At 66.2% G+C, this 23,148-nt stretch carries 18 protein-coding genes and 1 pseudogene; 7 read left to right on the top strand and 12 right to left on the bottom strand.

Annotation, left to right across the window (positions count from 1 at the left end; all coding sequences use genetic code 11):
- Positions 1-22 precede the first annotated feature (22 nt).
- A complete protein-coding gene (locus QA639_RS00395; protein ID WP_283088950.1) occupies positions 23-946 on the top strand; it encodes a hypothetical protein in 924 nt (307 codons plus the stop codon).
- Positions 943-1,955: pseudogene (locus tag QA639_RS00390) on the top strand (DUF2891 domain-containing protein). Before QA639_RS00395 ends, QA639_RS00390 begins: the two are co-directional and overlap by 4 nt.
- Before the next feature lie 16 nt (positions 1,956-1,971).
- Here QA639_RS00390 and QA639_RS00385 read toward each other — a convergent pair.
- The 8 genes from QA639_RS00385 to ubiE all read right to left on the bottom strand — a co-directional run bounded on the left by QA639_RS00385 (position 1,972) and on the right by ubiE (position 11,859).
- Positions 1,972-2,694 (bottom strand): nucleotidyltransferase family protein, encoded by a 723-nt coding sequence (locus QA639_RS00385; protein WP_028337555.1) that lies wholly within the window; start codon positions 2,692-2,694, stop codon positions 1,972-1,974.
- Between the two features lie 125 nt (positions 2,695-2,819).
- Positions 2,820-3,140 (bottom strand): PilZ domain-containing protein, encoded by a 321-nt coding sequence (locus QA639_RS00380; RefSeq protein WP_028337556.1) that lies wholly within the window; start codon positions 3,138-3,140, stop codon positions 2,820-2,822.
- An 87-nt stretch (positions 3,141-3,227) separates the two neighbouring features.
- Complete coding sequence (tsaE, locus tag QA639_RS00375) at positions 3,228-4,751, bottom strand: tRNA (adenosine(37)-N6)-threonylcarbamoyltransferase complex ATPase subunit type 1 TsaE (RefSeq protein ID WP_283088949.1); 1,524 nt, start codon at positions 4,749-4,751, stop codon at positions 3,228-3,230.
- The gene (locus tag QA639_RS00370; RefSeq protein ID WP_283088948.1) at positions 4,748-7,258 is read right to left on the bottom strand and encodes a sensor histidine kinase; all 2,511 of its coding nucleotides are present in this window, start codon (positions 7,256-7,258) and stop codon (positions 4,748-4,750) included. The genes tsaE and QA639_RS00370 overlap by 4 nt, the downstream gene beginning before the upstream one ends.
- A 319-nt stretch (positions 7,259-7,577) precedes the next feature.
- Entirely contained in the window at positions 7,578-8,036 is a 459-nt protein-coding gene (gene dut / locus QA639_RS00365; protein ID WP_283088947.1) for a dUTP diphosphatase, read from the bottom strand.
- Positions 8,033-9,457, bottom strand: coding sequence for a bifunctional phosphopantothenoylcysteine decarboxylase/phosphopantothenate--cysteine ligase CoaBC (gene coaBC / locus QA639_RS00360; protein WP_283088946.1), 1,425 nt, complete (start codon positions 9,455-9,457; stop codon positions 8,033-8,035). Before coaBC ends, dut begins: the two co-directional genes overlap by 4 nt.
- Before the next feature lie 69 nt (positions 9,458-9,526).
- A complete protein-coding gene (ubiB, locus tag QA639_RS00355; protein WP_283088945.1) occupies positions 9,527-11,101 on the bottom strand; it encodes a 2-polyprenylphenol 6-hydroxylase in 1,575 nt (524 codons plus the stop codon).
- On the bottom strand, positions 11,098-11,859 hold the full coding sequence (gene ubiE, locus QA639_RS00350) for a bifunctional demethylmenaquinone methyltransferase/2-methoxy-6-polyprenyl-1,4-benzoquinol methylase UbiE (RefSeq protein WP_028337562.1): 762 nt from the start codon (positions 11,857-11,859) through the stop codon (positions 11,098-11,100). The genes ubiB and ubiE overlap by 4 nt, the downstream gene beginning before the upstream one ends.
- Positions 11,860-12,020: 161 nt before the next feature.
- Here ubiE and mutM point away from each other — a divergent pair, with 161 nt between their 5' ends.
- From mutM to ggt, 3 genes are all read left to right on the top strand, one after another.
- Entirely contained in the window at positions 12,021-12,926 is a 906-nt protein-coding gene (gene mutM, locus QA639_RS00345; RefSeq protein ID WP_050383441.1) for a bifunctional DNA-formamidopyrimidine glycosylase/DNA-(apurinic or apyrimidinic site) lyase, read from the top strand.
- Positions 12,927-12,928: 2 nt separating this feature from the next.
- Positions 12,929-13,492, top strand: a complete 564-nt coding sequence (locus tag QA639_RS00340; protein ID WP_283088944.1) for a GNAT family N-acetyltransferase — start codon at positions 12,929-12,931, stop codon at positions 13,490-13,492.
- A gap of 123 nt (positions 13,493-13,615) precedes the next feature.
- The gene (gene ggt / locus QA639_RS00335) at positions 13,616-15,295 is read left to right on the top strand and encodes a gamma-glutamyltransferase (RefSeq protein ID WP_283090704.1); all 1,680 of its coding nucleotides are present in this window, start codon (positions 13,616-13,618) and stop codon (positions 15,293-15,295) included.
- Positions 15,296-15,635: 340 nt separating this feature from the next.
- Here ggt and QA639_RS00330 read toward each other — a convergent pair whose 3' ends face one another.
- Positions 15,636-16,577, bottom strand: a complete 942-nt coding sequence (locus QA639_RS00330; protein WP_283088565.1) for a transposase — start codon at positions 16,575-16,577, stop codon at positions 15,636-15,638.
- Positions 16,578-16,898: 321 nt separating this feature from the next.
- On the bottom strand, positions 16,899-18,272 hold the full coding sequence (locus tag QA639_RS00325) for a serine protease (protein WP_283088943.1): 1,374 nt from the start codon (positions 18,270-18,272) through the stop codon (positions 16,899-16,901).
- Between the two features lie 226 nt (positions 18,273-18,498).
- Here QA639_RS00325 and QA639_RS00320 point away from each other — a divergent pair, with 226 nt between their 5' ends.
- A complete protein-coding gene (locus QA639_RS00320) occupies positions 18,499-19,302 on the top strand; it encodes a HesA/MoeB/ThiF family protein (protein ID WP_028337567.1) in 804 nt (267 codons plus the stop codon).
- A gap of 212 nt (positions 19,303-19,514) precedes the next feature.
- Here QA639_RS00320 and QA639_RS00315 read toward each other — a convergent pair whose 3' ends face one another.
- Positions 19,515-20,522, bottom strand: coding sequence for an aldo/keto reductase (locus tag QA639_RS00315; protein ID WP_028337568.1), 1,008 nt, complete (start codon positions 20,520-20,522; stop codon positions 19,515-19,517).
- 121 nt (positions 20,523-20,643) lie between these two features.
- On the opposite strand from QA639_RS00315, the gene QA639_RS00310 reads away from it, so the two are divergent.
- Positions 20,644-21,555 carry a LysR family transcriptional regulator gene (locus QA639_RS00310; protein WP_050383437.1) on the top strand — a complete coding sequence of 304 codons (912 nt, stop codon included), beginning with the start codon at positions 20,644-20,646 and terminating at the stop codon, positions 21,553-21,555.
- 540 nt (positions 21,556-22,095) lie between these two features.
- On the opposite strand, the gene QA639_RS00305 is transcribed toward QA639_RS00310, so the two are convergent.
- On the bottom strand, positions 22,096-23,100 hold the full coding sequence (locus QA639_RS00305; RefSeq protein ID WP_028335496.1) for a 2-hydroxyacid dehydrogenase: 1,005 nt from the start codon (positions 23,098-23,100) through the stop codon (positions 22,096-22,098).
- Positions 23,101-23,148 lie beyond the last annotated feature (48 nt).

Raw genomic sequence — 23,148 nt, 5'->3', positions numbered from 1 at the left:
CATGACGACGGGACCCAGGAATTTGGCGAGATTTGCGAGGCTGGTGCCGCGCGGGCCGACACTGCTGATCACCGGCGTGCTGGCGGGATTGGCTTTCCCGGCCTTGGCGGATGGCGTGCGCCCGCTGATGGCGGCGGCGATCTTTGTTCTGGTGCTCGGCACCTTCCTCCAGGTCGACGGGACGGCGTTCCGACGCGCGTTGCGGCGGCCGCTGGTCTGGCTGCTGTTGCCGGCGCTCGCCATGCTGGCGAGCCCGCTTGCAGTCGGCCTTGCCGCGCGCGGCGCCGGCTTTCGACCCGAGCTGATCGTCGCATTGGTGCTGTCGGTGTGTGCGCCGCCGTCGAGCGGCACGGCAGCCGTCGCGCGCATGCTCGGCTTCGACGCGACCATTCCGCTTGCCGTGACGCTGCTGTCGATGGCGCTGGCGCCGGTTACCGTGCCGCTGATCGCCGCGGGATTTGCCGGTCTCGCGCTCGATCCGCTGGCGCTTGCGACGCGGCTTGCGCTGCTGGTCGGCGCCGCCGGCGGTCTGGCGTTGCTGCTGCGCCGTCAGGCCGCTGCACAATTGGTGCAGCATGCGCGCATCATCGACGCGCTCGTGCTCGCCTCGCTGCTGCTGTTCGCGATCGCCACCATGGCCGGGGTGCGCACCCAGATCGAAGCGCAACCGGCCGCCGCGTTCACCTGCGTCGGCCTTGCCTTCGCCTGCAATCTTGCCCTGCAATTATGTGGCGCGCTGCTCACGCCGGGCAATCTGGCTGCACGGCTGACCAGCGGCCTCATTCTCGGCAACCGCAATGTCGGACTGGTCTGGTCGGCGATGGGCGCTGCGGTGTCGCCGATGACGGCCTTGTTCTTCGCCGCGACGCAGTTTCCGATCTATATGACGCCGCGGCTGATCGAGATGCTTGTTCGCCGCGAGCGCAAGGAGAATGCCTCACCATGAGCGCGACGATCCTGACCGAAGACCTCGCCGTCCGCTTCGCGCGCATCGCGCTCGGCCATGTCACGCGCGAATATCCGAACAAGCCGGATCACGTGCTGGCGGGGCCGGAGGATGCGCGCACGCCGCGCGAGCTGCATCCGGTGTTCTTCGGCAGTACGACTGGCACTCCTGCGTCCACAGCTACTGGATGCTTGCCCGGCTGCTGCGCCGCTATCCCTCATCCGAGGCGGCGGACGATATCCGCGCGCTGTTCGACGCGCAGTTCGTTGCGGAGAAGATCGCGGCCGAATGCAGCTATCTCGCCGCCCCGACCGCGCGCGGCTTCAAGCGGCCTTACGGCTGGGGCTGGCTATTGAAGCTTGCGGCAGAGCTCGCGCTGCTCGAGAATACCAACTGGCGCGAGCGGATGGCTCCGCTTGCCGAGATTTTCGCACAGCGCTTCCGCGATTTCCTGCCGCTCGCCACCTATCCGGTGCGGGTCGGCACCCATTTCAACACCGCGTTCGGGCTGCGCATGGCAGCCGACTACGCCGCAGTGACACAGGACGATGCGTTCGGTGCGCTGTTGCGCGACACAGCGCTGCGCTGGTACGGCGCCGATCAGGACTGCCCCGCCTGGGGTGAGCCGAGCGGCGACGACTTCCAGTCGTCCGCGCTGATCGAAGCGGAGTGCATGCGCCGGCTGCTGGCGCCGGGCGACTTCCTGCCCTGGTTCGACCGCTTCCTGCCGCGGCTCGAACTGCGCGAACCAGCAACCCTGTTCCGGCCCGCCACGGTCACCGATCGCACGGATGGCAAGCTGACGCATCTCGACGGGCTCAATCTCAGCCGCGCATGGTGCTGGCGTTCGCTGGCCGGCACGTTGCCGGCGGCCGATGCCCGTCGTCCGATCCTGCAGGATGCCGCGCGCCGTCATCTCAACGCCGGCCTGCCGCATATCGCCGGCGACTATATGGGCGAACACTGGCTTGCAAGCTTCGCGGTGCTTGCGATCGACGCCGAGGGCTGACGACGACGGGTGCCGCCTACGCGACGCTTTCCAGGTAGGCTTCTTCCGCAGCCTGGATCGCGTCTGGAGTTCCGACATGCATCCAGACGCCGTCGAGGCGCAGGCCGAACAGCCGCTCCTGCTCGTTGGCGCGATCGAACATCTTGGTCAGCGAGAACTCACCGGCCGGCGCGTCGGCGAACAGCGCAGGCGACATGATCGCGGCGCCGGCATAGACGAACGGCACCACCTGGTGCTCGCGCCGCTTGCGCAACGCTCCATCCGGCAACATCGAATAGTCTCCGCGCCCGCCATAGCCGATGCTCGTAGCGGTCGGCGCCATCAGCAGCAGGATATCCATCCGCGCGGGATCGAAGGTTTCCGCGAGCCGCGCCAGATTGGAGCGCACGCCGTCGATCCACATCGTGTCCGCGTTCAGATGATAGAACGGCGCATCGCCGAGCAGCGGCAGTGCCTTCACCACCGCGCCACCAGTGCCGAGCACCTGGTCGCGCTCGTCGGAGATGATCACGCGCGGACGGCTGCGGGTCTTGACGTGCTCGATGATCTGGTCGGGCAAATAGTGCACGTTCACGACGGCTTCGCTGACGCCGGCGCCGGCGAGCTTGTCGAGCACATGGTCGAGCAGCGGCTGGCCGGCGACGCTGACCAGCGGCTTCGGCATCGTGTTGGTCAGGGGGCGCATGCGCACGCCGAGGCCCGCAGCGAGCACCATGGCTTTATGGGGAGTGACGGGCATCTTCCGGATATTCTCGGTCATCATCTCTCATGCGCCGATCATATCACGGCGATTCGGCAAGCACATCAATCAGACGCCATAGTCACGAGACATGACGGCCGTAAGACGGCAATGACGACCCTGGCCTAGACGTCGGCAGCTTGCGTGCCGCGTCTGGCGGTTTTCTTCTTCTTGTCGCCTTGTTTGAGAAAGTTGACGCCGATCTGGTCGCCATTGACCCATGCCAGCTCGCAGCGGCGATAGGCCAATCCTGTGGACGACAGCAGCAGAAAAAACTCCTTCAGGTTCAGGCCCTCGACCGAGCCGTCGACGGAGAGCTTGGCGCCCGTCTCCGACACGTCTTCCATGGTGCAGTCGCGCCGCCAGGTGCCGTCGATGCCCATCATGTGCGCCGCTATGCCGCGCTCAAACGTGACACGATCGCCCTTGCGTCGTTCCGTCCCCATCGTGTGGTCCCGCTCCAGATCCGGCCGCGCCATGGATCAGGTGCGGGCTCGGCAACCTTAGGGGACCTGAGGCTAATAACCCGTAAACTACGGTACTGGAGGAGGGACGTTGGCTGTGTACCAGATGCGGAAGCTGGTCAGCGCCGGATGCGCCAGCGACCGCTCGAGATAGGTCCAGATCCGCGGCTGGTGCTTGAGATATTGCGGCTTGCCGTCGCGGCGGTTGAGCCGCGCAAAGGTGCCGAGCAGGCGGGTGTTGCGCTGCGCCGACATGATCGCATAGAGCTCGGCGAAGCCGGCCGGATCGAAGCCTTCATCGGTCGCGCGCCGCGCCTTGATGTAGCGGGTCAATAGCGACAACTCGAGCTGCTCGGGCACATCGATCCGGGCATCCTGCAGCAGCGACACCACGTCATAGGCTGCGGGGCCGAGCAGCGCGTCCTGGAAATCGATGACGCCGACGCGCAGGATGCCGGTGCGTTCGGCAAGCCAGATGATGTTCGGCGAATGGAAGTCGCGGATCACCCAGGTCCGCGGCGCGGCTGCGGGCTTCTCCAGCAGGCCGCGCCACATCCCGCGAAATTCGGCGCGAAGCTCCTCGCTCGGCTGCACGCCGCGGTCGGGCAGGTACCATTCAAGCATCAGCCCGATCTCGATCAGCCAGGCGTCGATGTCGAACACCGGTATGTCGTAGCTCTCGTCTGACGTCAGCGGCAATTGCTCCGGCAGCACCTCGCGGTGCAGTGCCGCCAGCATGTCGACGGCGGCCTCGTAACGCTCGGCGATCGGCTGCGGTGGATCGCCATCGATGACGCTTTCGGCGCCGAAATCCTCGGTGATGAGGAAGCCGGATCCGAGATCGATGTGACGGATCGCGGGCGCGGAGAAACCATGCTTGCGCAGGCCGTTTCCGATCGCGACGAACGGCCTGACGTCTTCGGCGAGATGCACCGCTGCGCTATAGGACTGGCCGCTGTAGATCGCCGGGCCGTCGGGACGGCGCGGCGAGTTCATCAGGATGACGGTGCCGTCGTCGTTGCGCAGCCGCGCATAGGAGCGTGTCGAGGCATCGCCCGGCATGCGTTCGCGCCGGGCATTGAGAAAGCCCGCGCGATCGAGGAACTGGCGCAGCTCGTTGAGTCGCGCGACCTTCGCCGCGCCCTTGCCATGGCCGGTGATCTCGGCCGCGCGTGCCGCCGATCCGAGCGCCGGGCGATGGCTGAACGCGATATCGATGCGGTTGGCGGGCATCGCGTCGGGCGCGCGCTCCGGCCACTCGATCAGTGCCACGATGTCGTCGGGCAGCGGCGACAGCCCGATCTCCTCGAGCTCGCTGGCGTCGTTGATGCGGTAGAGGTCGGCATGGACGAGCGGAAACGACGGCAGCTCGTAGCTCTGCGCCAGCGTGAAGGTCGGGCTCGGCACCTCCAGCGCGTCGTCGGCGGCGAGGTAACGGATCAACGCGCGCGCGGCCGTGGTCTTGCCGGCGCCGAGGTCGCCGGACAGCGTGATGACGTCGCCGGCGCCGATCAGCAGCGCGAGGTCGGCCATCAGCTCTGCTGTCGCGGTCTCGTTCGCGAGTGCCACCGAGAATGTCGAGGTCGCCGTCATTCAGCAGCGTTGCGATGTGCGGTCTGGTCGATCGGGAAGTCGCAGGTCACGGTCGTGCCGCGGCCTACGGTCGAATCGACCCGCACCCGTCCGCCATGCAGTTCGACGAAGGAGCGGACCAGCGACAGGCCGAGCCCCGCGCCGCGATGCCGCGAGCCGTGGGAATGGCTCTCGAACCAGTTGAACACCTTGTCGCGCATCTCGGCCGGAATGCCGGGGCCGGCATCGGTCACCGCAAACACCACGCTGTGCTCGGTGCGGTGCGCGCTGATCGTGACGGTGGCATCGTGCGGCGAGAAGCCGACCGCGTTGGCGAGCAGATTATACAGCACCTGCACCACGCGTCGCTCGTCGCCGACGAAGGCGCCGATGTCGGGCTCGATATCGACCTTCAGCGTGATGCGGTCGGTCGCGAGACGATCCTGGATGCCTTCGGCGGCGGCCTCGATCGCCTGGCCGATATTGACCGGGCCGAGCTCGAGCTTCATCGCGCCGGCGTCGATGGTGGCGAGATCGAGAATGTTGTTGGTCAGCGCCAGCAGCGCGTTGGTCGATTTGGTGACGTAGTCGAGATATTCGGCCTGCTTCGGCGTCAGCGGTCCGGTCGAGGGATCGCTGAGGAAATGCGCGAAGCCGATGATGGTGGTGAGCGGGGCGCGCAGCTCGTAGGAGACGTGGTGGACGAAATCCACCTTCATCTGGTCGGCGGCTTCCAGCGCCTCGTTGCGCTCGCGCAGCGCCCGCTCGACATTTTCGGTGTCGGTGATGTCCTGGAAGGCGAGCAGGGTCTTGCCGTCGGGCAGCGGGATGGTCATGCAATTCAGCACGCTGCCGTCCTTGCGCTCGAGCTTGAGCGCGACCTGGGCGCGGTTCTCGATCGCGGTAATCGATTCGCGCAGCGTGCGCCAGGTCAGGGCGTCGTCGAACAGCGGCCGGCACAGCGCTTCCACTGCCTCGATATGCGGCTCGCCCTGCAGCGCGTCGGCCGGCAGCTTCCACATCTTGGCGAACGGCGGGTTGAACAGTTCGGCGCGTCCGTTGCTGCCGAACACCGCGACCGCTTCGCCGAGATTGTCGAGGGTCTCGCGCTGCACCCGGGTCAGGCGGTCGTAGCGGCGCGCGAGGTCGAGGCTCTCGGTGACGTTGTCGAACAGATAGGTTACGCCGCCCTCGAGGTTCGGCGTGGTGACGACGCTGATGGCGCGGCCGTCGGGCAGGAACCAGGTATAGGTCTCGGATTCGACCGCGCGATAGGCCTCGTGCAGCTTGGCCTTCCAGGCGCGGAAATCGGGCTGCTCGGGCAGCTTGCGGTTGGCGCGGAGCCGGTCCAGCACGCTGGAATCGTCGGGGTTGCCGTCGAGGAAGGCCTGGTCGAGGCCCCACAGCCGCCGATAGGACTCGTTGTAGAAGGTGAGCCGCCGGTCGGTATCGAACACCGCGACCCCCGAGGACAATTGGTCGAGGGTGCGCCGGTGCGCTTCGATCATCCGCGCGATCGCCGCGCGCAGCGCCGCAGCTTCGCTGGCGTCGATCGCAATGCCGGCGCTCCCGCCGGAGAGCTTGAGCGCCTGCACGTCGTAGATCCGCCGCTCGCCGCTGACCACGATCGGCAGTCGTGCGGCATAACTGGCATTGTCGTTCAGCGCGCGGGTCAATTCGGTGCGTTGGTCGCTTTCGAGCAGTTCGAGATTGCGCTGCAGCGCGTCCGACACGCTCTTGCCTTCGGTGGCGCGGACATAGGCCGCGTTGGCATAGCGCAGGTTGCCCTCGAGGCTCTTGGCCCAGATCGGCCATGGCGCGGCGGCGGCGAAATCGCGCAGCAGCTCGGTTTCCTCCTGCAGCGTCTTGAAGCGCAGGTTGGACTCGGCGAGCTCGCGGCGCAGCCCGCCGAGCTCGCGGATCCGCACGATGGCCTGGCCGCCGATCGCGCGGCCCATCGCCTCGATGGCGCGGCCGGCCGAGGTCGAGAGGTTGAGCAGGAATGCCTCGCCCTTCTCGCGCAGCGCATCGACCGCGTGATCCATCTGCAGCGCCGGCTCGGGCGGCAGCCAGGTTCCGAAGGCGAGGACGCGTTGCGGCGAGCCTTCCTGCGACATCACCAGCGAGATGTCGCCCGAGATCTGCGGCCGGTTGTCGCCCGCGGCCCAGGAGATCAGGACCTGCGGCTCGACGAACAGCAGCGCGCGCAGCCGGTCCGATTGCGCCTGCAGGTCCGAGATCTCGGACTGCAACTGCTCCTCGTTCCTCGTCGCGCGCACGCGGGTGCGCATCAAGAGGATCGCGGCGACGGCCGAGAAGCCGACCAGCGCAAGCGACGTCGCGAGGACCGCGACCTCCTGGTGATTGAAGCCGAAATGATCTGACATCGCCTGGGCGACCGGGCTCTCGGCGGCAAACGAGGCGCGAGCCGGCAGCAATGCGGTGATGGCGAGCCCAATCATGCCGTCGCGCGCCAGTGAGGTGCATGACAGCAGGGTTCGACGCATTGCCGCGACTACGCCCGACATATGTTGCCCCAGAACGCACAAACCCCAGGCATGATCCGGAAAAGAGGAGACCGGTGTTCCCTCACGGCAAACGTACAACGTTTGTCCGCCGATCATGCCCAAGCAGGACCAGTCAGCCCGACGAAGACCCCCCGTCGTGCTCGAATCAAAACAGAATAGTCCCAACGGGACTCGGCGAGTAAGAGTCCAGACCGTGAACGCAGAATCCCCTGTGAAAAAATGCGGCCGGGTGGGGCGGATTTTACGCGAATTGACCCCGTAATCGTGCGGGGAGCGCACGAAGCGTGATCTCCCGAGGCTCGTCCGCACACTTCGCGCGCTAGCGTCCGGTCGAGCCGAAGCCGCCGCCGCCGCGCCCGGTCGCCGTTAGCACGCCGACCGGAGCCAGCTCGGCCCGCGTGACCGGCGCGATCACCATCTGCGCGATGCGCTCGCCGCGCCGGATCGAAAACACCTCGTGGCCGTGATTGATCAGCAGCACGTTGATCTCGCCGCGATAGTCGGCGTCGATCGTGCCGGGCGAGTTCAGCACCGTGACGCCGTATTTGGCGGCAAGGCCGGAGCGCGGCCGCACCTGCGCCTCGTAGCCCGGCGGCAGCGCGATCGTCAGTCCGGTCGGAACCATCTCGTAGCGGCCCGGCAGCAGCAGCAGCGGCGCCGACCGCGGCACCGCCGCCAGCAGGTCGAGGCCGGCCGCGTCGGCGGTCTGATAGATCGGCAGCAGGAGATCTGCGCCGTGCGGCAATTGGTGGACTTCGACCTTGATGATGGCGCTCACGGTGCGGTTCCTACGGCTCTTGCGATGCGCGACACCAGCGCGGTCGCGACTTCCTCCTTGGTCATGACAGGCCAGGAGTCGACGGTGACGTCCTTGCCCTCGCGCGAGAGCAGGTGAACGGTGTTGCGGTCGCCGCCCATCACGCCGGTCGCCGGCGAGACGTCGTTGGCGACGATCCAGTCGCAGCCCTTGCGCGCGAACTTCGCCTTGGCGTTCTCGATCAGATGCTCGGTCTCGGCGGCGAAGCCGATCACCAGCGGCGGCCGCTGCTCCTTCAGCTTGGAAATTGTCGCGAGGATGTCGGGGTTCTCGACCAGCTGCAGCGGCGGCATGCCGGCCGCGGTCTTCTTCAGCTTCTGGCTGCCTTCGGTTGCGACCCGCCAGTCCGCGACCGCGGCGGCAAAGATCGCGACGTCGACCGGCAGCGCGGCCTCGACCCGGTGCAGCATGTCGCGTGCGGACTCCACGCGCATCACCGAGATGCCCTGGGGGTCGTCGAGCTCGACCGGTCCGGTCACCAGCACGACTTCGGCGCCGGCGGCGCGCGCGGCGGCGGCAATGGCAAAGCCCTGCTTGCCGGACGAGCGGTTGGCGATGTAGCGGACCGGATCGATCGCCTCATGGGTCGGGCCCGCGGTGATCAGCACCCGCTTGCCGGCCAGCGGACGCGGCTGCGGCGGGCGCAGCATGCGGTCGGCGGCGGCGGCGATCTCGGTCGGCTCGGCCATCCGCCCGACGCCGGCCTCGCCGGCTTCCGCCATCTCTCCGGCGTTGGGGCCTACGGTATGGACGCCGTCGCGGCGGAGCTGCAGCACGTTGCGGCGGGTGGCCGGATTGTTCCACATCAGTGGGTTCATCGCCGGCGCCAGCAGGATCGGCCGGTTGGCCGCCAGCAAGGTGGCGGTGGCGAGGTCGTCGGCATGGCCCTGCGCCATCTTGGCCATCAGGTCGGCGGTCGCGGGCGCCACCACGATCAGGTCGCAGTCCCGCGCCAGGCGGATATGGCCGGCGTCGAACTCGCTCTCGGCGTCGAACAGGTCGGTGTAGACGCGCTCATGCGACAGCGCACTGGCGGCGAGCGGGGTGACGAACTGCTGGGCCGCCTTGGTCAGCACGCAGCGGACCTGGATGCGCCGTTCCTTGAGCCGCCGGATCAAATCCAGTGCCTTGTAGGCCGCAATCCCTCCGCCGATGATCAGGGTGACGCGCGGCTCTCCTGTCGCGCTGGCGGCCCGTGGAACAGGGGCGACAGCCGTCGCGGAACCCGCCCCAAGCGTCTCTGCGGGCCCCGTACCGCCGTCCGCGAGGTCCCGGAGGATCACCCGGACCTCCTCCTCGACCGAGCGGCCGTTCCTGGCGGAGCGCAGCCGCAGATAGGCCTTCAGCGTGTCGTCGAGTTTGCGGATGGTCAGGCTGGCCATGGCGTGCCCTCAGGCATCATGCTCAATCAAGTGTGATAGCGATGCTATCACATGGTGCATGCATTGCAATCAGTGCGCCCGGATGGCGAAAAAGATCGCGATGGAGGCGATCGCAATGACCCAGAGGCCGACGGTCTGCACCCGCGCCTTGCGGGCCTCGGCGCGGGCCATTTCGTCGATCGAGTCCGACGACAGCATGTGGCCCTCCCGTGTCATGGTCTCCAGCTGCTCGAGCACGGTCACGGCGCGGTTGGCGATCGACGGCAGGTTGGCGAGGACGCGGCCGAGCTCGCCCGCGCCCGATAGCGCGCCCTGGATGCGGCCGGCCGGGCCGAGATTCTGCGTGATCCATTCGCGCACCACGGGGTCGGCGATCTTCCAGATGTCGAGCTTCGGATCGAAGCCGCGCGCCACGCCCTCGACCACCACCATGGTCTTCTGCAGCAGGATCAGCTCGGGGCGCGTCTGCATGTCGAACAGGCCGGTGACCTCGAGCAGAAGCGTGAGCAGCTTCGCCATCGAGATTTCCTCAGCGGTGCGGTTGTGGATCGGCTCGCCGATCGCGCGGATCGCTTGCGCAAAATTCTCCACCGAATGGTGGCCCGGCACGTAGCCGGCCTCGAAATGCACCTCGGCGACGCGGCGATAGTCGCGGGTGATGAAGCCGAGCAGGATCTCGGCCAGGAAGCGCCGTTCCTTCAGCCCGAGCCGTCCCATGATGCCGAAATCCACGGCGACGAGCCGGCCGGCCTCGTCGAGGAACAAATTGCCGGGATGCATGTCGGCATGGAAGAAGCCGTCGCGCAGCGCGTGGCGCAGGAAGCTCTGGATCACTTTGCGGCCGAGATCGGGCAAATCGACCTTGGCCTGCGCCAGCCGGACGTGATCGTTCAGCGCGATGCCGTCGATCCACTCCATCGTCAGCACGCTGTGCGCGGTGCGATCCCAATCCACCGCGGGGACACGGAAGTCCGGATCGTCGCGGGTGTTCTCGGCCATTTCGGACAGCGCGGCCGCCTCGAGCCGCAGGTCCATCTCCATCGCGACCGAGCGCGACATCGTGTTGATGACCTCGATCAGCCTCAAGCGCCGCGCCTCGGCGGAATGCGCTTCGGCCTTGTGCGCGACAAAGAAGAAGTCGCTGAGGTCGCGGCGGAAGCGCGCGGCGACACTGGGCCGGAGCACCTTGACCGCAACCTGCTGCCGGACGCCGTCGCGCTCGATTTCGCCGCGATGCACCTGCGCGATCGAGGCTGCGGCAACCGCAGGGCCCAGATGCACAAAGGCCTGCGCCAGCGGCCGTTCCAGCGACTGCGTGATGACGGTTTCGGCCGCCTCCTGCGCGAACGGCGGCAGCCGGTCTTGCAGGCTTTCGAGATCGCGCGCCATCGCCACGCCGACCACGTCGGGGCGGGTGGCGAGGAATTGCCCGAGCTTGAGATAGGCGGGTCCGAGCCGCGTCAGTGCGCGCGACAACCGCGGACCTGACTTGGCCGAGCGGCGCTCGATCAGCCGCGCCAGCTTCAGCGCGAGCTGCCCGGGCGGCGGCACCAGCGCGGGATCGACGACGCCGAACACGCCCTCGCGCGCAAACACGAAACCGGCGCGGGCGAGGCGCGTGATGTGGGTCAGTGCAGAGATCACAAACGCCAGCCCGAATGCAGCGCCACGATGCCGCCGGAGAGGCTCTGCCACTTCACGCGGGCAAAGCCGGCGGCGCCGATCATCTCGGCGAACGCGTTCGGCCGCGGGAATTTGCGGATCGACTCGACGAGATATTGATAGGACTCGGCGTCACCGGTGACGGCGCGGCCGAGCGGCGGGATCACCTTGAAGGAAAACAGATCGTAGATCTTGTCGAGGCCGGGCACGTCGACGGTGGAGAATTCCAGGCACAGGAAGCGGCTGCCCGGCTTGAGCACGCGATAGGCCTCGCGCAGCGCGAGGTCGATCTGCGGCACGTTGCGGATGCCGAACGCGATGGTGTAGGCGTCGAACGCGCGGTCGGCAAAACCCAGCGTTTCGGCATTGCCCTCGACGAACGACACGCGGTCATCGAGGTGCTGCTTCGCGGCACGCTCGCGGCCGACGGCGAGCATATCGGCATTGATGTCGCAGACCGTGGCATGAAAGCCCGCGCCCGCGGTCTTGGCGGCCCGGAACGCGATGTCGCCGGTGCCGCCGGCGACGTCGAGCAGCGCGAACGGCCGGTCGCCCTTCGGCGGATCGAGCGTCGTGATCATGACGTCCTTCCAGGCCCGGTGCAGGCCCGCCGACATCAGATCGTTCATCAGGTCGTAGCGGGATGCCACGCTGTGAAACACGTCGTTCACCAGCGTCTGCTTCTCGCCCAGGGGCACGTCCCTGAAGCCGAAATGGGTGGTTTGATCCGGCCGATCCATCAACTCATACTCTTACCTTTTGGTCGCGTTTTCTTCACGCGAACCGGTGCCCATCCCGTATCAAGTACGGGACAGGCTTCGCTCGAAAACGCTCCAGCCAGACCATAGCGCGGCGGCCGCAATGGCGCTATCACGTCACTTCCAAAAGGTGAATGCCTGCTATGCCGGAATTACCCGAAGTCGAGACCGTCCGCCGCGGCCTGCAGCCGGCCATGGAGGGGTCCAAGATCCTCAAGGCCGAGGCCCGCCGCAAGGATTTGCGGTTTCCGTTTCAAAAAGACTTTATCGCCCGGCTCGAGGGCCGGACCATCACCGGGCTCGGCCGCCGTGCCAAATATCTGATGGCCGACCTGAACTCCGGCGACGTGCTGCTGATGCATCTGGGCATGTCGGGCTCGTTCCGCGTGCTGAAGCAGGACGGCGCGGCGACGCCGGGGCAATTCCACCATCCGCGCAGCGAGGACCGCGCGCATGATCACGTCGTGTTCCACATGTCGTCGGGCGCGGCCGTCGTCTTCAACGATCCGCGGCGCTTCGGCTACATGAAGATCATCGCGCGCAACGCGATCGAGGATGAACCGCTGCTGAAAGGGCTCGGTCCCGAGCCGCTCGGCAACGAGTTCGACGCCGCGATGCTGGCGCGCTCCTGCCACAACAAGAAGACCAGCCTGAAGGCCGCGCTGCTCGATCAGCGCGTGGTGGCGGGACTTGGCAACATCTATGTCTGCGAGGCGCTGTTTCGTTCGCATCTGTCGCCGCGGCGATTGGCCGCGACGCTTGCGACCAAGTCCGGACAACGCAAGGGCGTTGCCGGGGGCGAGCCGACCGACCATGCCAAGCGGCTGGTCGACGCGATCCATTCGGTGCTCAACCAGGCGATCAAGGCCGGCGGCTCCTCGATCAGCGACCATCGATTGACCAATGGCGATCTCGGTTATTTCCAGCATTCGTTCCAGGTCTATGACCGCGAGGGCGAGACGTGCCGTACGTCCGGCTGCGAGGGCATTGTCAGGCGCTTCACCCAGAACGGCCGTTCGACGTTCTGGTGCCCGAAGTGCCAGAAGTAGCAATGTTCGAGACCCCGCGCATCGAGACGCCGCGCCTGATCTTGCGGCCGCTTGCGCTGTCGGATGCCGCGGCGATCCAGCGTCACTTCAACAATTGGAATGTGATCAAGACTCTCGCCACGGTGGTGCCGTGGCCGTATCCCGGCGACGGCGCGGAAAGCTTTATCAGGCGGGAGCTCGACAAGATCGCGGCCGGCGAGGAAAGCTATCAATGGGTGCTGGTGTTGCGTGCTGGCGACGGCGAGGCGATCGGCAACATCAATTTCCGGCCGCGCGCCGACGGCCGCAAGGGCAATCGCGGGTTCTGGCTCGCCGAGCCGTATTGGAATCAGGGCCTGATGACGGAGGCGATCGCGGCGGTGAACGATTTCGCCTTCCTGACGCTTGGCCTCGATCACTTCCATGTCTGCAACGCGCCGTCCAACGTCGGCTCGCGCCGGGTCAAGCAGAAGACTGGAGCCGAATTCGTCGGCTTCGTCGAGCTTGCGCACCATAACGGCGAATCCAGAGCGGAGAAATGGAAGGTGACGCGCGAGACCTGGTTGCGCGATCGCGCGAAGCCGTGACCTTATTTGCGAATACCGCCGCGAGGAAAATCGCGGCGCCTTGACCGTGCACGCGCGGCCGGAGAACATGGCTCCGATCGCTCCATCAAGAACGAGAACACAATGGCGATGAACGGCATGTCAATGAATGATGCCTGGCGCGACCGCGCCGCGACAAGTTTTCAATGCGAGAAGCAACCGGCCACCAGCAGCCGCGGCATGGTGGTGAGCAATCATCCGTTGGCATCGAGCGCGGGCGCCGAGATGCTGGCTGCCGGCGGCAATGCGATCGATGCGGCAATCGCCACCTTGTTCACGCTGACCGTGGTCGAGCCGATGATGGTCGGCATCATCGGCGGCGGCATGGCGCATATTCGCCTCGCCGACGGCAGCCATCGCTTCATCGATGGCCAAAGCACGGTGCCGCAGGCGGTGCGGCCGGATACCTATACCTCGAAGCCCGGTTCGGCGCACGACGTGTTCGACACCGTCGGCGACGAGAATTTGAACGGGCCGAAAGCGGTCGCGGTGCCGGGCTCGCTGAAGGCCTGGTGCGAGACGCTGCGCCGCTTCGGCACCATGAGCCTCGCCGACGTGATGCAGCCCGCGATCAAGCACGCCGCGCGCGGCTATGCGGCGACGCCCTATTTGCATGAATGCATCACCGATGGCGCCGAGGAGATGCTGAAGGACAAGCCGATTTCGGCGATCTATCTGCCTGATGGCGCGCCGCTGAAGCCCGGCGAGCGCGTGGTGCAGGCGGAATATGCCGAGACGCTGAAATACATCGCCGATCATGGCGACAACGCGCTCTACCAGGGGCCGCTCGGCGACATCCTGGTCGACTACATGAAGAAGAACGGCGGCTTCATCGCGCAGGAGGATCTTGCGACCTACAAGACCGTCGAGCGGCAGCCGATCCGCTGCGACTACCGCGGTTGGGAAATCCTCGGGCCTCCGCCCCCGGCGGCATCGGGCGTGCACATCACGCAGATGCTCAACATCCTCGAAGGCTATGACATCGCGCGGCTCGGCTTCGGCACGACCGAGACGATCCACTATCTCGCCGAGGTGCTGAAGATCGCCTTCGCCGACCGCGCGGCCGCGAGCGGCGATCCCGCCTATATCAACGTGCCGGTGGAGCGGCTGACCTCGAAGGCCTATGCCGAGGAGCGACGCCGCGCGATCGATCCCGCCGCTGCAAAAGCCTGGGGCGCCGGCGTCACCCAACTCGAAAGCGCTCACACCACGCACATGACCGCGGCGGATGCGATGGGCAATGTGGTCGCGACCACCCAGACCATCAACAATCTGTTCGGCGCCAAGATCCTGATCCCCGGCCTCGGCACCGTGCCGAACAACTACATGAACCTGTTCGATCCGCGGCCGGGGCATGCGCTGTCGCTGGCCGCCGGCAAGCGCGTCACCACCTCGATGTCGCCGATGATGGCGCTGCGCGACGGCAAGCTCGCTTACGCGCTCGGCCTGCCCGGCGGCAAGCGCATCTTCCCGAGCGCGATGCAGGCGCTGATCAATCTGATCGACCACGGCATGAGCCTGCAGGAGGCGGTCGAGGCGCCGCGGGTCTGGACCGAGGGCAATGCGCTGGAGGTCGAGCAGGCGGTGCCGGAGGCCGTCCGCGCCGCGCTGTCAGCCAAGGGCCACAGAGTGCAGGTCGTGCCGACGGTGGCCGGCGGCATGAACGCGATCCAGTTTCACGCCGACGGCACGATGTCGGGCGCAGCCTGCTGGCGCGCCGACGGCACTCCGGTCGGCATTGCCGGCGGCCTCGCCCGCGCCGGGGTGCGGTTTGCGTTGAGGTGACGCCGACTACGCTGTTTGACAGGTTGAACCGAGAACCATCCTCAACGTCGTCCTGGCGAAAGCCAGGACCCATTACCCCAAATCTCATTGTTGTGCGACGCCGGGGCCGCGATCCGGTTTCATCGCTGAATGCGGTGGTTATGGGTCCTGGCTTTCGCCAGGACGACGTATGGGAAGAGCCGTGGCTGAATCACAGGAGTCTCTGGAATGCCTGATCGTCCGCCGTAGCCTGTCATCGGGCGCGCGTTCGCGCGACCCGGTGGCGGACGATGACACCGCGTGTTTGAAATCTTGAATCGAGAGCCATCCCCATCGTCGTCCCGGCGAAAGCCGGCAACTGTTATGTCGGCTTGGTCTGCAGGTAGGGCTTTCTGTCGCGCATCATGGCGTTGAGGACCGTTAGGAGCTTCCTGGCAACGGCAATGAGAGCGAGCTTGGCTGGTTTGCCGGCCTGTCGCAGCCGCGCGTAGAAGGCCTTGAATGGATCGGCCCGACGAACCGCGTTCAGAGCCGCCATATAGAGGGCGTCACGAACGCGCTTTCGGCCGCCGGCGATCTTGCGTTTTCCACGGAAGGCGCCGCTGTCGACGTTGAAGGGGGCAAGGCCCGCGAGCGCGGCGATCTGCTTCGCTCCAACATGTCCAAGTTCCGGCATCTTCGCGATCAGCTGCATGCAAGCCACGGGACCCACGCCCGGCAGTGAGCGCATCAACCGCGCATCGTCCGCGATCTCCGGCTCGGCCTTGGTCAATGCGTTGATATCGGCCTCGATCTCGGCGATCTCGCCGTCGAGAACCTCAACGAGCCGACTGATCCGTTCGGCCATGGCGCAGTCGTCGGCCTCGCTGCGCCGGTTCTTCTCCTGCGCGCGCATGAGAACCAGTTGGTCCCGCCGTTTTGCAAGCCCTGCCAAAGCGTTGCGGGCGGGATTGGCGGCCCGCTCGGTTGCCGGCTGCATGACCCGGCCAAAGGCCGCCAGCATCCGTGCATCGATCGGATCGGTTTTGGCAAGTTGGCCGCTGGCCCGCGCAAAATCGCGAGCTCGAGCCGGATTGATCCGAGCGAAGCGGACACCGGCCTGGCTTAGGGCCTCGCGAAGCGCGAGATCATAGGCGCCCGTGGCCTCGAAGACGACCAGCGCATCGCATCGCCAACGCGCCACCTGCTGTGTGATGGCCTGTGCCGCGTTGGCGATGCGCCTGGACACGCCGTCAGCTTCATCAAAGATATCGAGATGCTTCTTGGAGACGTCGATTCCGACATAACGAGGGGGTATGATCACGGTGCCTGTCCCTGTGATGCGAGGTCTGTTGGCGCAGCCTCGTGCAACTGTTCAGGTTGGTAATGGAACGGGCGGGAGGCCGAGCCGGCTCACGGCGTCAAGCGCCAAGGACCCAACGGCTTCCCGCCCAACCCATCCTGACAGACTTCCAAGACACAGGGACCCATAACCACAGCCCGTCATTGTTGCGCGCTGCTGAAACGACGAGTCTCGCCTACAACGCCTGCTGCGGCGTATGGGTCCCGGCCTGCGCCGGGACGACGAAATGGACAGAACCCGGGCTGCGCTGCCGGATCACCCGCATGCGGGCGATGGCTTGAATTATTTCCTGACGCAGATCACGCGGACCACGGCGGCCAAGGCGTCCGCCGAGTCGCCCGACGCGGTGACGCCGTGCGCCTTCAGGAAGCTGCGCACCGTGTCGGCCGGCACCAGCGCGGCCTGCGCCGGCGGCGCCGCGTTTGCGGGGCCCGCAACGATGACGGGCTTCAGCACCGCGATGCCGGCAAACCTGCCGCCGCCGTCGAGCGCCGCCGCGCCGGAGAACCCGAGCGCCGGCGCCGGTGACAGCGCCTGATCGCCGCCGCCGGTCTGCGCGACCGAAGCCTTCACGCTGCTCGCGGCCGCGCCGCCGCCCTGGCTCTGCGGATCGGCGATCCCGGTGATGTCGAACGCGGTCTGCGTCGCCTGGCCTGCGATATTGAGCGGCTTCAGCCCGCGCGCGCCGTAGATGCGCAGCAGCGCGAGATCGTGATCCTTGTCGTCGGCGATCCGATCGGCATTGCCGTAGCCCGGGATCGTCAGCGCGATGCAATCGTCGGTCGCCACGCGATCGGTCACGATGGCACCGTCGTCGCTGACCACCACGCCGGTGGCATATTCGACGGTCTTGCGCGGCGGCGGACCGGCCTGCACGGCGGACGGAAATGCGTTGAAGGCGCTCGACATCGCGATCACCACCGGCTCGATGGTGGTTTGCATCGCCTGGTCATAGAGGATGGTGAGGATGCGGACCTCGTCTCCCTTCAGGGTGCCGCGCAGATAGAACTTCTTCAGGCCCTGCATGCCCGACAGCACGAAGAAATCCGGCTTCACCACGGTGTAGTCGATGGTGCGCCCGGCCGGCTCCTTCTTTTCCTGCTCGGCAAGCTTTGCGGTGGTCGGACTGGCTTCCTTGCGCCGGGTCAGCAGCACCTGGACGGTGCCGGTCGGCGAGGTCCATTTGGCCCCGGCGGCATCGCTGGTGAGCTGCGGCACCAGCTTGGTGGGAATGCCGAGCCGCGCCCCGGTGGCCGGCTCGGTGACGATCCGCCAGCCGACACCTTCCTGCTTCCGCCGCGCAGTGTCGGCGAGCACGCCGCGCTCCTGCGGGTTCAGCACGCCGGTCGGCTTGCCGCCGCGCTTCTTCTGGAATTCCTTGATCGCATTGACCATGCGCTCGCTGACGTCGCCGGCAATGGCGCCGTTATATTCGCCGACCCAGGCGAGGTCGGATTGCAGCGCCAGCCGCTCGGCCTGCGTCATCGCGCCAGCGGTATCCTCCGGCTTCTGCAAAGCGGGGCGTATCGGCACCGTCGTCACGGTCTTCGGCTTCGCCCCCGCCGTCGAGGGCGGGGTCATCTGGGCCTCTGCCATGCCCATCCCTGTGACCGTAATGGAGGCGGCCATCAATGTTGCCGAAAGCACCGATCTCATGACAAATCCGGGGGGAATGACTGACACCATTGACGTCCAGGCAATTAAGCACATCTGCTTGGTCGGCAACAACCGCGCTCCGGTTCAGGGAGTGCGTCAACCCTCATCCTGAGGAGCGGCGAGAGCCGCGTCTCGAAGGATGAGGCCAGAGAACCCGGCCTCATGGTTCGAGACGCGCTTCGCGCTCCTCACATGAGGGGATCGATATGTGGGAACTGATCGAACAATGCTGACTGCCGACGAACTTGAACGCTATGCCCGCCACATCGTGCTGCGCGAGGTGGGCGGCCCCGGCCAGAATGCGCTGAAGCAAGCGTCGGTGCTGGTGATCGGCGCTGGCGGCCTCGGCGCGCCTGTGTTGATGTATCTGGCTGCCGCCGGCGTCGGCCGGCTCGGCGTGATCGATGACGATATCGTCTCGCTCTCCAATTTGCAGCGCCAGATCATCCATGCGACGTCCGATATCGGCAAGCGCAAGGTCGACAGCGCGGCGGCGCAGATCCATGCGCTCAATCCGCATGTGACGTTCGAGGCGCATCCGATGCGACTCACCGCCGACAATGCGATGGCGCTGATCGCGAACTACGATCTTGTGCTCGACGGCTCCGACAATTTCGAGACCCGCTATCTCGTCGCCGATGCCTGCTTCCTCGCGAAGCGGCCGCTGATCACGGCGGCGCTGGGCCAGTTCGACGGTTCGCTGACCACGATCCGCGCGCACGAGAAGAATGCGGACGGCGAATTCAATCCGACCTATCGCTGCCTGTTTCCGGAGGCGCCGCCGCCGGGCACGGTGCCGGCTTGCGCCGAGGCCGGCGTGATGGGTGCGCTCGCCGGCGTGCTGGGGTCGATGATGGCGCTGGAGGCGATCCGCGAGATCGTCGGATTCGGCGAGGGCCTGGTCGGTCGCCTCCTGATGGTGGATGCGCGCGCGATGCGGTTCGAAACCCTGCGCTACGCGCGCGATCCGCAGAACCCGCTCAATGGCGATGGGCCCGCCATCACTGACCTCAGCGTCCATCGCACCTGATTGCTGTCGTTAGAGCCTTTCCCGTTCCGAGAGAATCGGAACGGGACTCCAGACTCTTGTTGTGACGCGTTTTCTTCACGCGAACCGGTATCCACTTCGCTCGAAAACGCTCAAAAGCGCGATGAGATTAGGTTGAATCGTCATCGCGCCTTAGCTCTTTGTTTGAGCATGATCTTTTCGGAAAACCGCTTCGCACTTTTCCCGATCATGCTTTAGGTGCTGGCCCGCTTCTCGCTGTCGAGATGCGCCATCTGCTCGGCCGCATAGCGCGTGCCGGCCGCGATATCCGGCGGGAAGGCTTTAGCCAGCGCTGCGAGATGAGCCTGCGTCAGCGTCAGCTTGGTCGCGCCGAGCGCTTCGGTGAGACGGTTGCGGGTGCGGGCGCCGACCAGCGGCACGATCTCCTTGCCCTGCGCCGCGACCCAGGCGATTGCGACCTGCGCCGGCGTTGCTCCGATCTCGGCGGCAATGGCGCGCAACTGCTCCACCAGCGCGAGATTGGCATCGAGGTTCGCGCCCTGGAAGCGCGGCGTCATCAGCCGGTAGTCCCTGCCGATCTTGCCGGACTCCTTCGACCAGTGGCCGCTGATCAGCCCGCGCGCCAGCACGCCGTAGGCTGTGATGCCGATGCCAAGCTCGCGGCAGGTCGTCAGGATATCGCGCTCGATGCCACGCTCGATCAGCGAGTATTCGATCTGGAGATCGACGATCGGATGCACGGCATGAGCACGGCGGATGGTGTCGGAGCCGACCTCGGACAGGCCGATATGTCTGATGTAGCCGGACTTCACCAGATCGGCGAGGCCGCCGATCGTCTCCTCGATCGGAACGTTGGGATCGAGACGTGCCGGCCGGTAGATGTCGATGTAGTCGGTGCCGAGACGTTGCAGCGAATAGGCGAGAAAATTCTTCGTCGCGGCCGGCCGGGTGTCCATTCCGGCGAATTCGCCCGCGGGGCCACGGAGCGCGCCGAACTTGACGCTGATCTGCAGCCGGTCGCGCGCGACGTCCTTCAGGGCTTCCTGCACCAGCATCTCGTTGTGACCCATGGCGTAGAAGTCGCCGGTATCCAGCAGCGTGATGCCGGCATCAAGCGCCGCATGCACCGTGGCGATGCTCTCGCCGCGATCGGCCGGGCCATAGACCTCGGACATGCCCATGCAGCCGAGGCCGAGGGCCGAGACGGTGGGCCCGGTTGAGCCGAGTTTGCGTGTGTCCATGTGGATGTTCCTCGAACGTTTGCGGCGGAAAATCCGTCGCCAAATGTCGAGGTGATATGGGCCGGCCGGCTTTCACCGATAAGCTGGACAATCGCGAATGGCTTGTTCACTATATCGAACAATGCAGGACTTCGACCTTCGCGACCTCGACGCCTTCGTGGCGGTGGCGCGCACGCGCAACTTCCGGCGTGCGGCGCTCGAGCAGCGCGTCTCGGTCTCCAGCCTCAGCCAGCGCCTGCGCGACATGGAGGAGCGGCTCGGCGTCCGCCTGATGAACCGCACCACCCGCAGCGTCGCGCTGACCGAGGCCGGCGAACTGCTGCTGGCCCGCGTCGCGCCGGCCATGGTCAACGTCGCCGATGCGATCACCGAGGTGCGCGGCCTGCGCGCCGAGCCGTCGGGGCGGTTGCGCATCAACGCGCCGCCGCCTGCGGTCGATCTCGTGCTGGCGCCGATGATCGCGCCGTTCCTCGCCAGATATCCGCGGGTCGAACTCGACGTCGTCGCGGAGAGTGCGTTCGTGGACATCGTCGCGCAGGGCTTTGACGCCGGCGTGCGTTACGGCGAGCACCTGGCACAGGACATGGTCGCGGTCCCGCTTGGCGCGCCGCAACGTTACGCGATCGTGGCGTCCAGTGAGTATGTCGCAAAGCACGGCCGGCCGATGCATCCGAAGGATCTGCTGGCGCACCCCTGCATCCGCAGCCGCTTCAGCAACGGCGTGATGTTCGATTGGGAGTTCGAGAAGAACGGCCGCGTGGTGAAGATTTCGCCGCCGGCCAGGCTGACCGCGACCCATCTCGGTCTCGCGCTGCGCGCGGTCCATGACGGCGTCGGCTACTGGGCGACGTTCGAGGGGTATGTCCGCTACGGCGTGAAATCCGGCGCGCTGGTCAGCGTGCTCGACGACTGGTGCCCGCCGTTCGACGGACCGTTCCTCTATTATCCGAGCCGCCGTCAGCCGCCGCCCGCGCTGGCCGCCTTCGTGTCGTTCGTCGCCGACTGGCGCAAGCAGGCGCGGCGGAAGAGATAGGGCAGGCTGTCACCACATCGTCGTCCCGGCGAAAGCCGGGACCCATAACCACAGCTCTCACAAATGCGAAAGGCTGGAGCCCCAGCTCGGTCCAACCACGAACACCGGTGGTTATGGGTCCCTGCTTTCGCAGGGACAACACCGAATGTTGGTCTCAGAGTGTGCTCGGCAGTCCCGTAGCCCGGCAACTTTGCATGGGGTTGTTTTCGATATTTTGGCAGCTCGCCCCAACGACGGCGGGCTAAGGCTATCCACGTTCCGTAGCCCCGTAGCCCGGATGGAGCGAAGCGCAATCCGGGGCGGTCTGTCCGCGGATACAGGCCCCGGATTTCGCTGCGCTCCATCCGGGCTACAAATCTCTCTTCCCCTTCCCCCTGAAAGGGGAAGGTCGGGATGGGGGTCCAGCCACACGCACCGTCGCTCGTGGAGAGAGATGATCCCCACCCGCTTTGCTCTCGCGAGCAAAGCGACCTCCCCTTTTCAAGGGGAGGTTGGAACTGCGTGGCTTGTATCGAGCGCGGCGTAATCCCGGTTACGAAATCACAGCATGCTCGGCAGCACGCGATCCGGCGGCTTGTGAGCGTCGAGGAAGGTTCGGATGTTGATGATCACCTTCTCGCCCATCTCGACGCGGCCTTCGATGGTGGCCGAGCCCATATGCGGCAGCAGCGTCACCTTCCCGGCCTTGGCGAGCCGCACCAGCTTCGGGTTCACCGCAGGCTCGTGCTCATAGACGTCGAGGGCTGCGCCGCCGATATCGCCGGCCTCGATCAGCTTGATCAGCGTGTCCTCGTCGATCACCTCGCCGCGCGCGGTGTTGACGACATAGGCCTCTTTCCGGATCAGTTTGAGCCGCCGCGCCGAGAGCAGGTGATAGGTGGCCGGCGTGTGCGGACAATTCACCGAGATGATGTCCATCCGCGCCAGCATCTGATCGAGGCTTTCCCAATAGGTCGCCCCGAGCTCTTCGGCGATCATGGGCGCCACCGGGCGGCGGTTGTGATAGTGGATCTGCAGGCCGAAGGCCCGGGCACGGCGCGCCACGGCCTGGCCGATGCGGCCCATGCCGACGATGCCGAGCCGTTTGCCGCCGATGCGGTGGCCGAGCATCCAGGTCGGCGACCAGCCCGCCCAGTGCTGCCTGCCTTCGGTCAGGATCGAGGCGCCCTCGATCAGGCGCCGCGGCACCGCCAGGATCAGCGCCATGGTCATGTCGGCGGTGTCCTCGGTCAGCACCTTCGGCGTGTTGGTCACCGTGATGCCGCGGGCATGCGCCGCGGCGACGTCGATATTGTCGACGCCGTTGCCGAAATTGGCGATCATCTTCAGCTTGCAGTCGGGCTGATTGATCACGTCCTCGCGGATCATGTCGGTCACGGTCGGCACCAGCACGTCGGCGGTTCGCGCCGCCTCGGCGATCTGCTCCGGCGTCATCGGCGTGTCGTCGAGGTTCAATCTGGCGTCGAACAGCTCGCGCATCCGGGTCTCGATCGAGTCCGGCAGCTTGCGGGTGACGACGACGAGAGGCTTTTTCTTCACCGACATGTCCTGCTTTCATGAGGCGCGCGGCGTGCCAAAAAGCAAACCGTTGAG

The sequence above is a fragment of the Bradyrhizobium pachyrhizi genome (genome assembly GCF_029714545.1).
GTDB lineage: Bacteria > Pseudomonadota > Alphaproteobacteria > Rhizobiales > Xanthobacteraceae > Bradyrhizobium > Bradyrhizobium pachyrhizi.
This window is presented reverse-complemented; position numbering and strand designations above follow the sequence as displayed.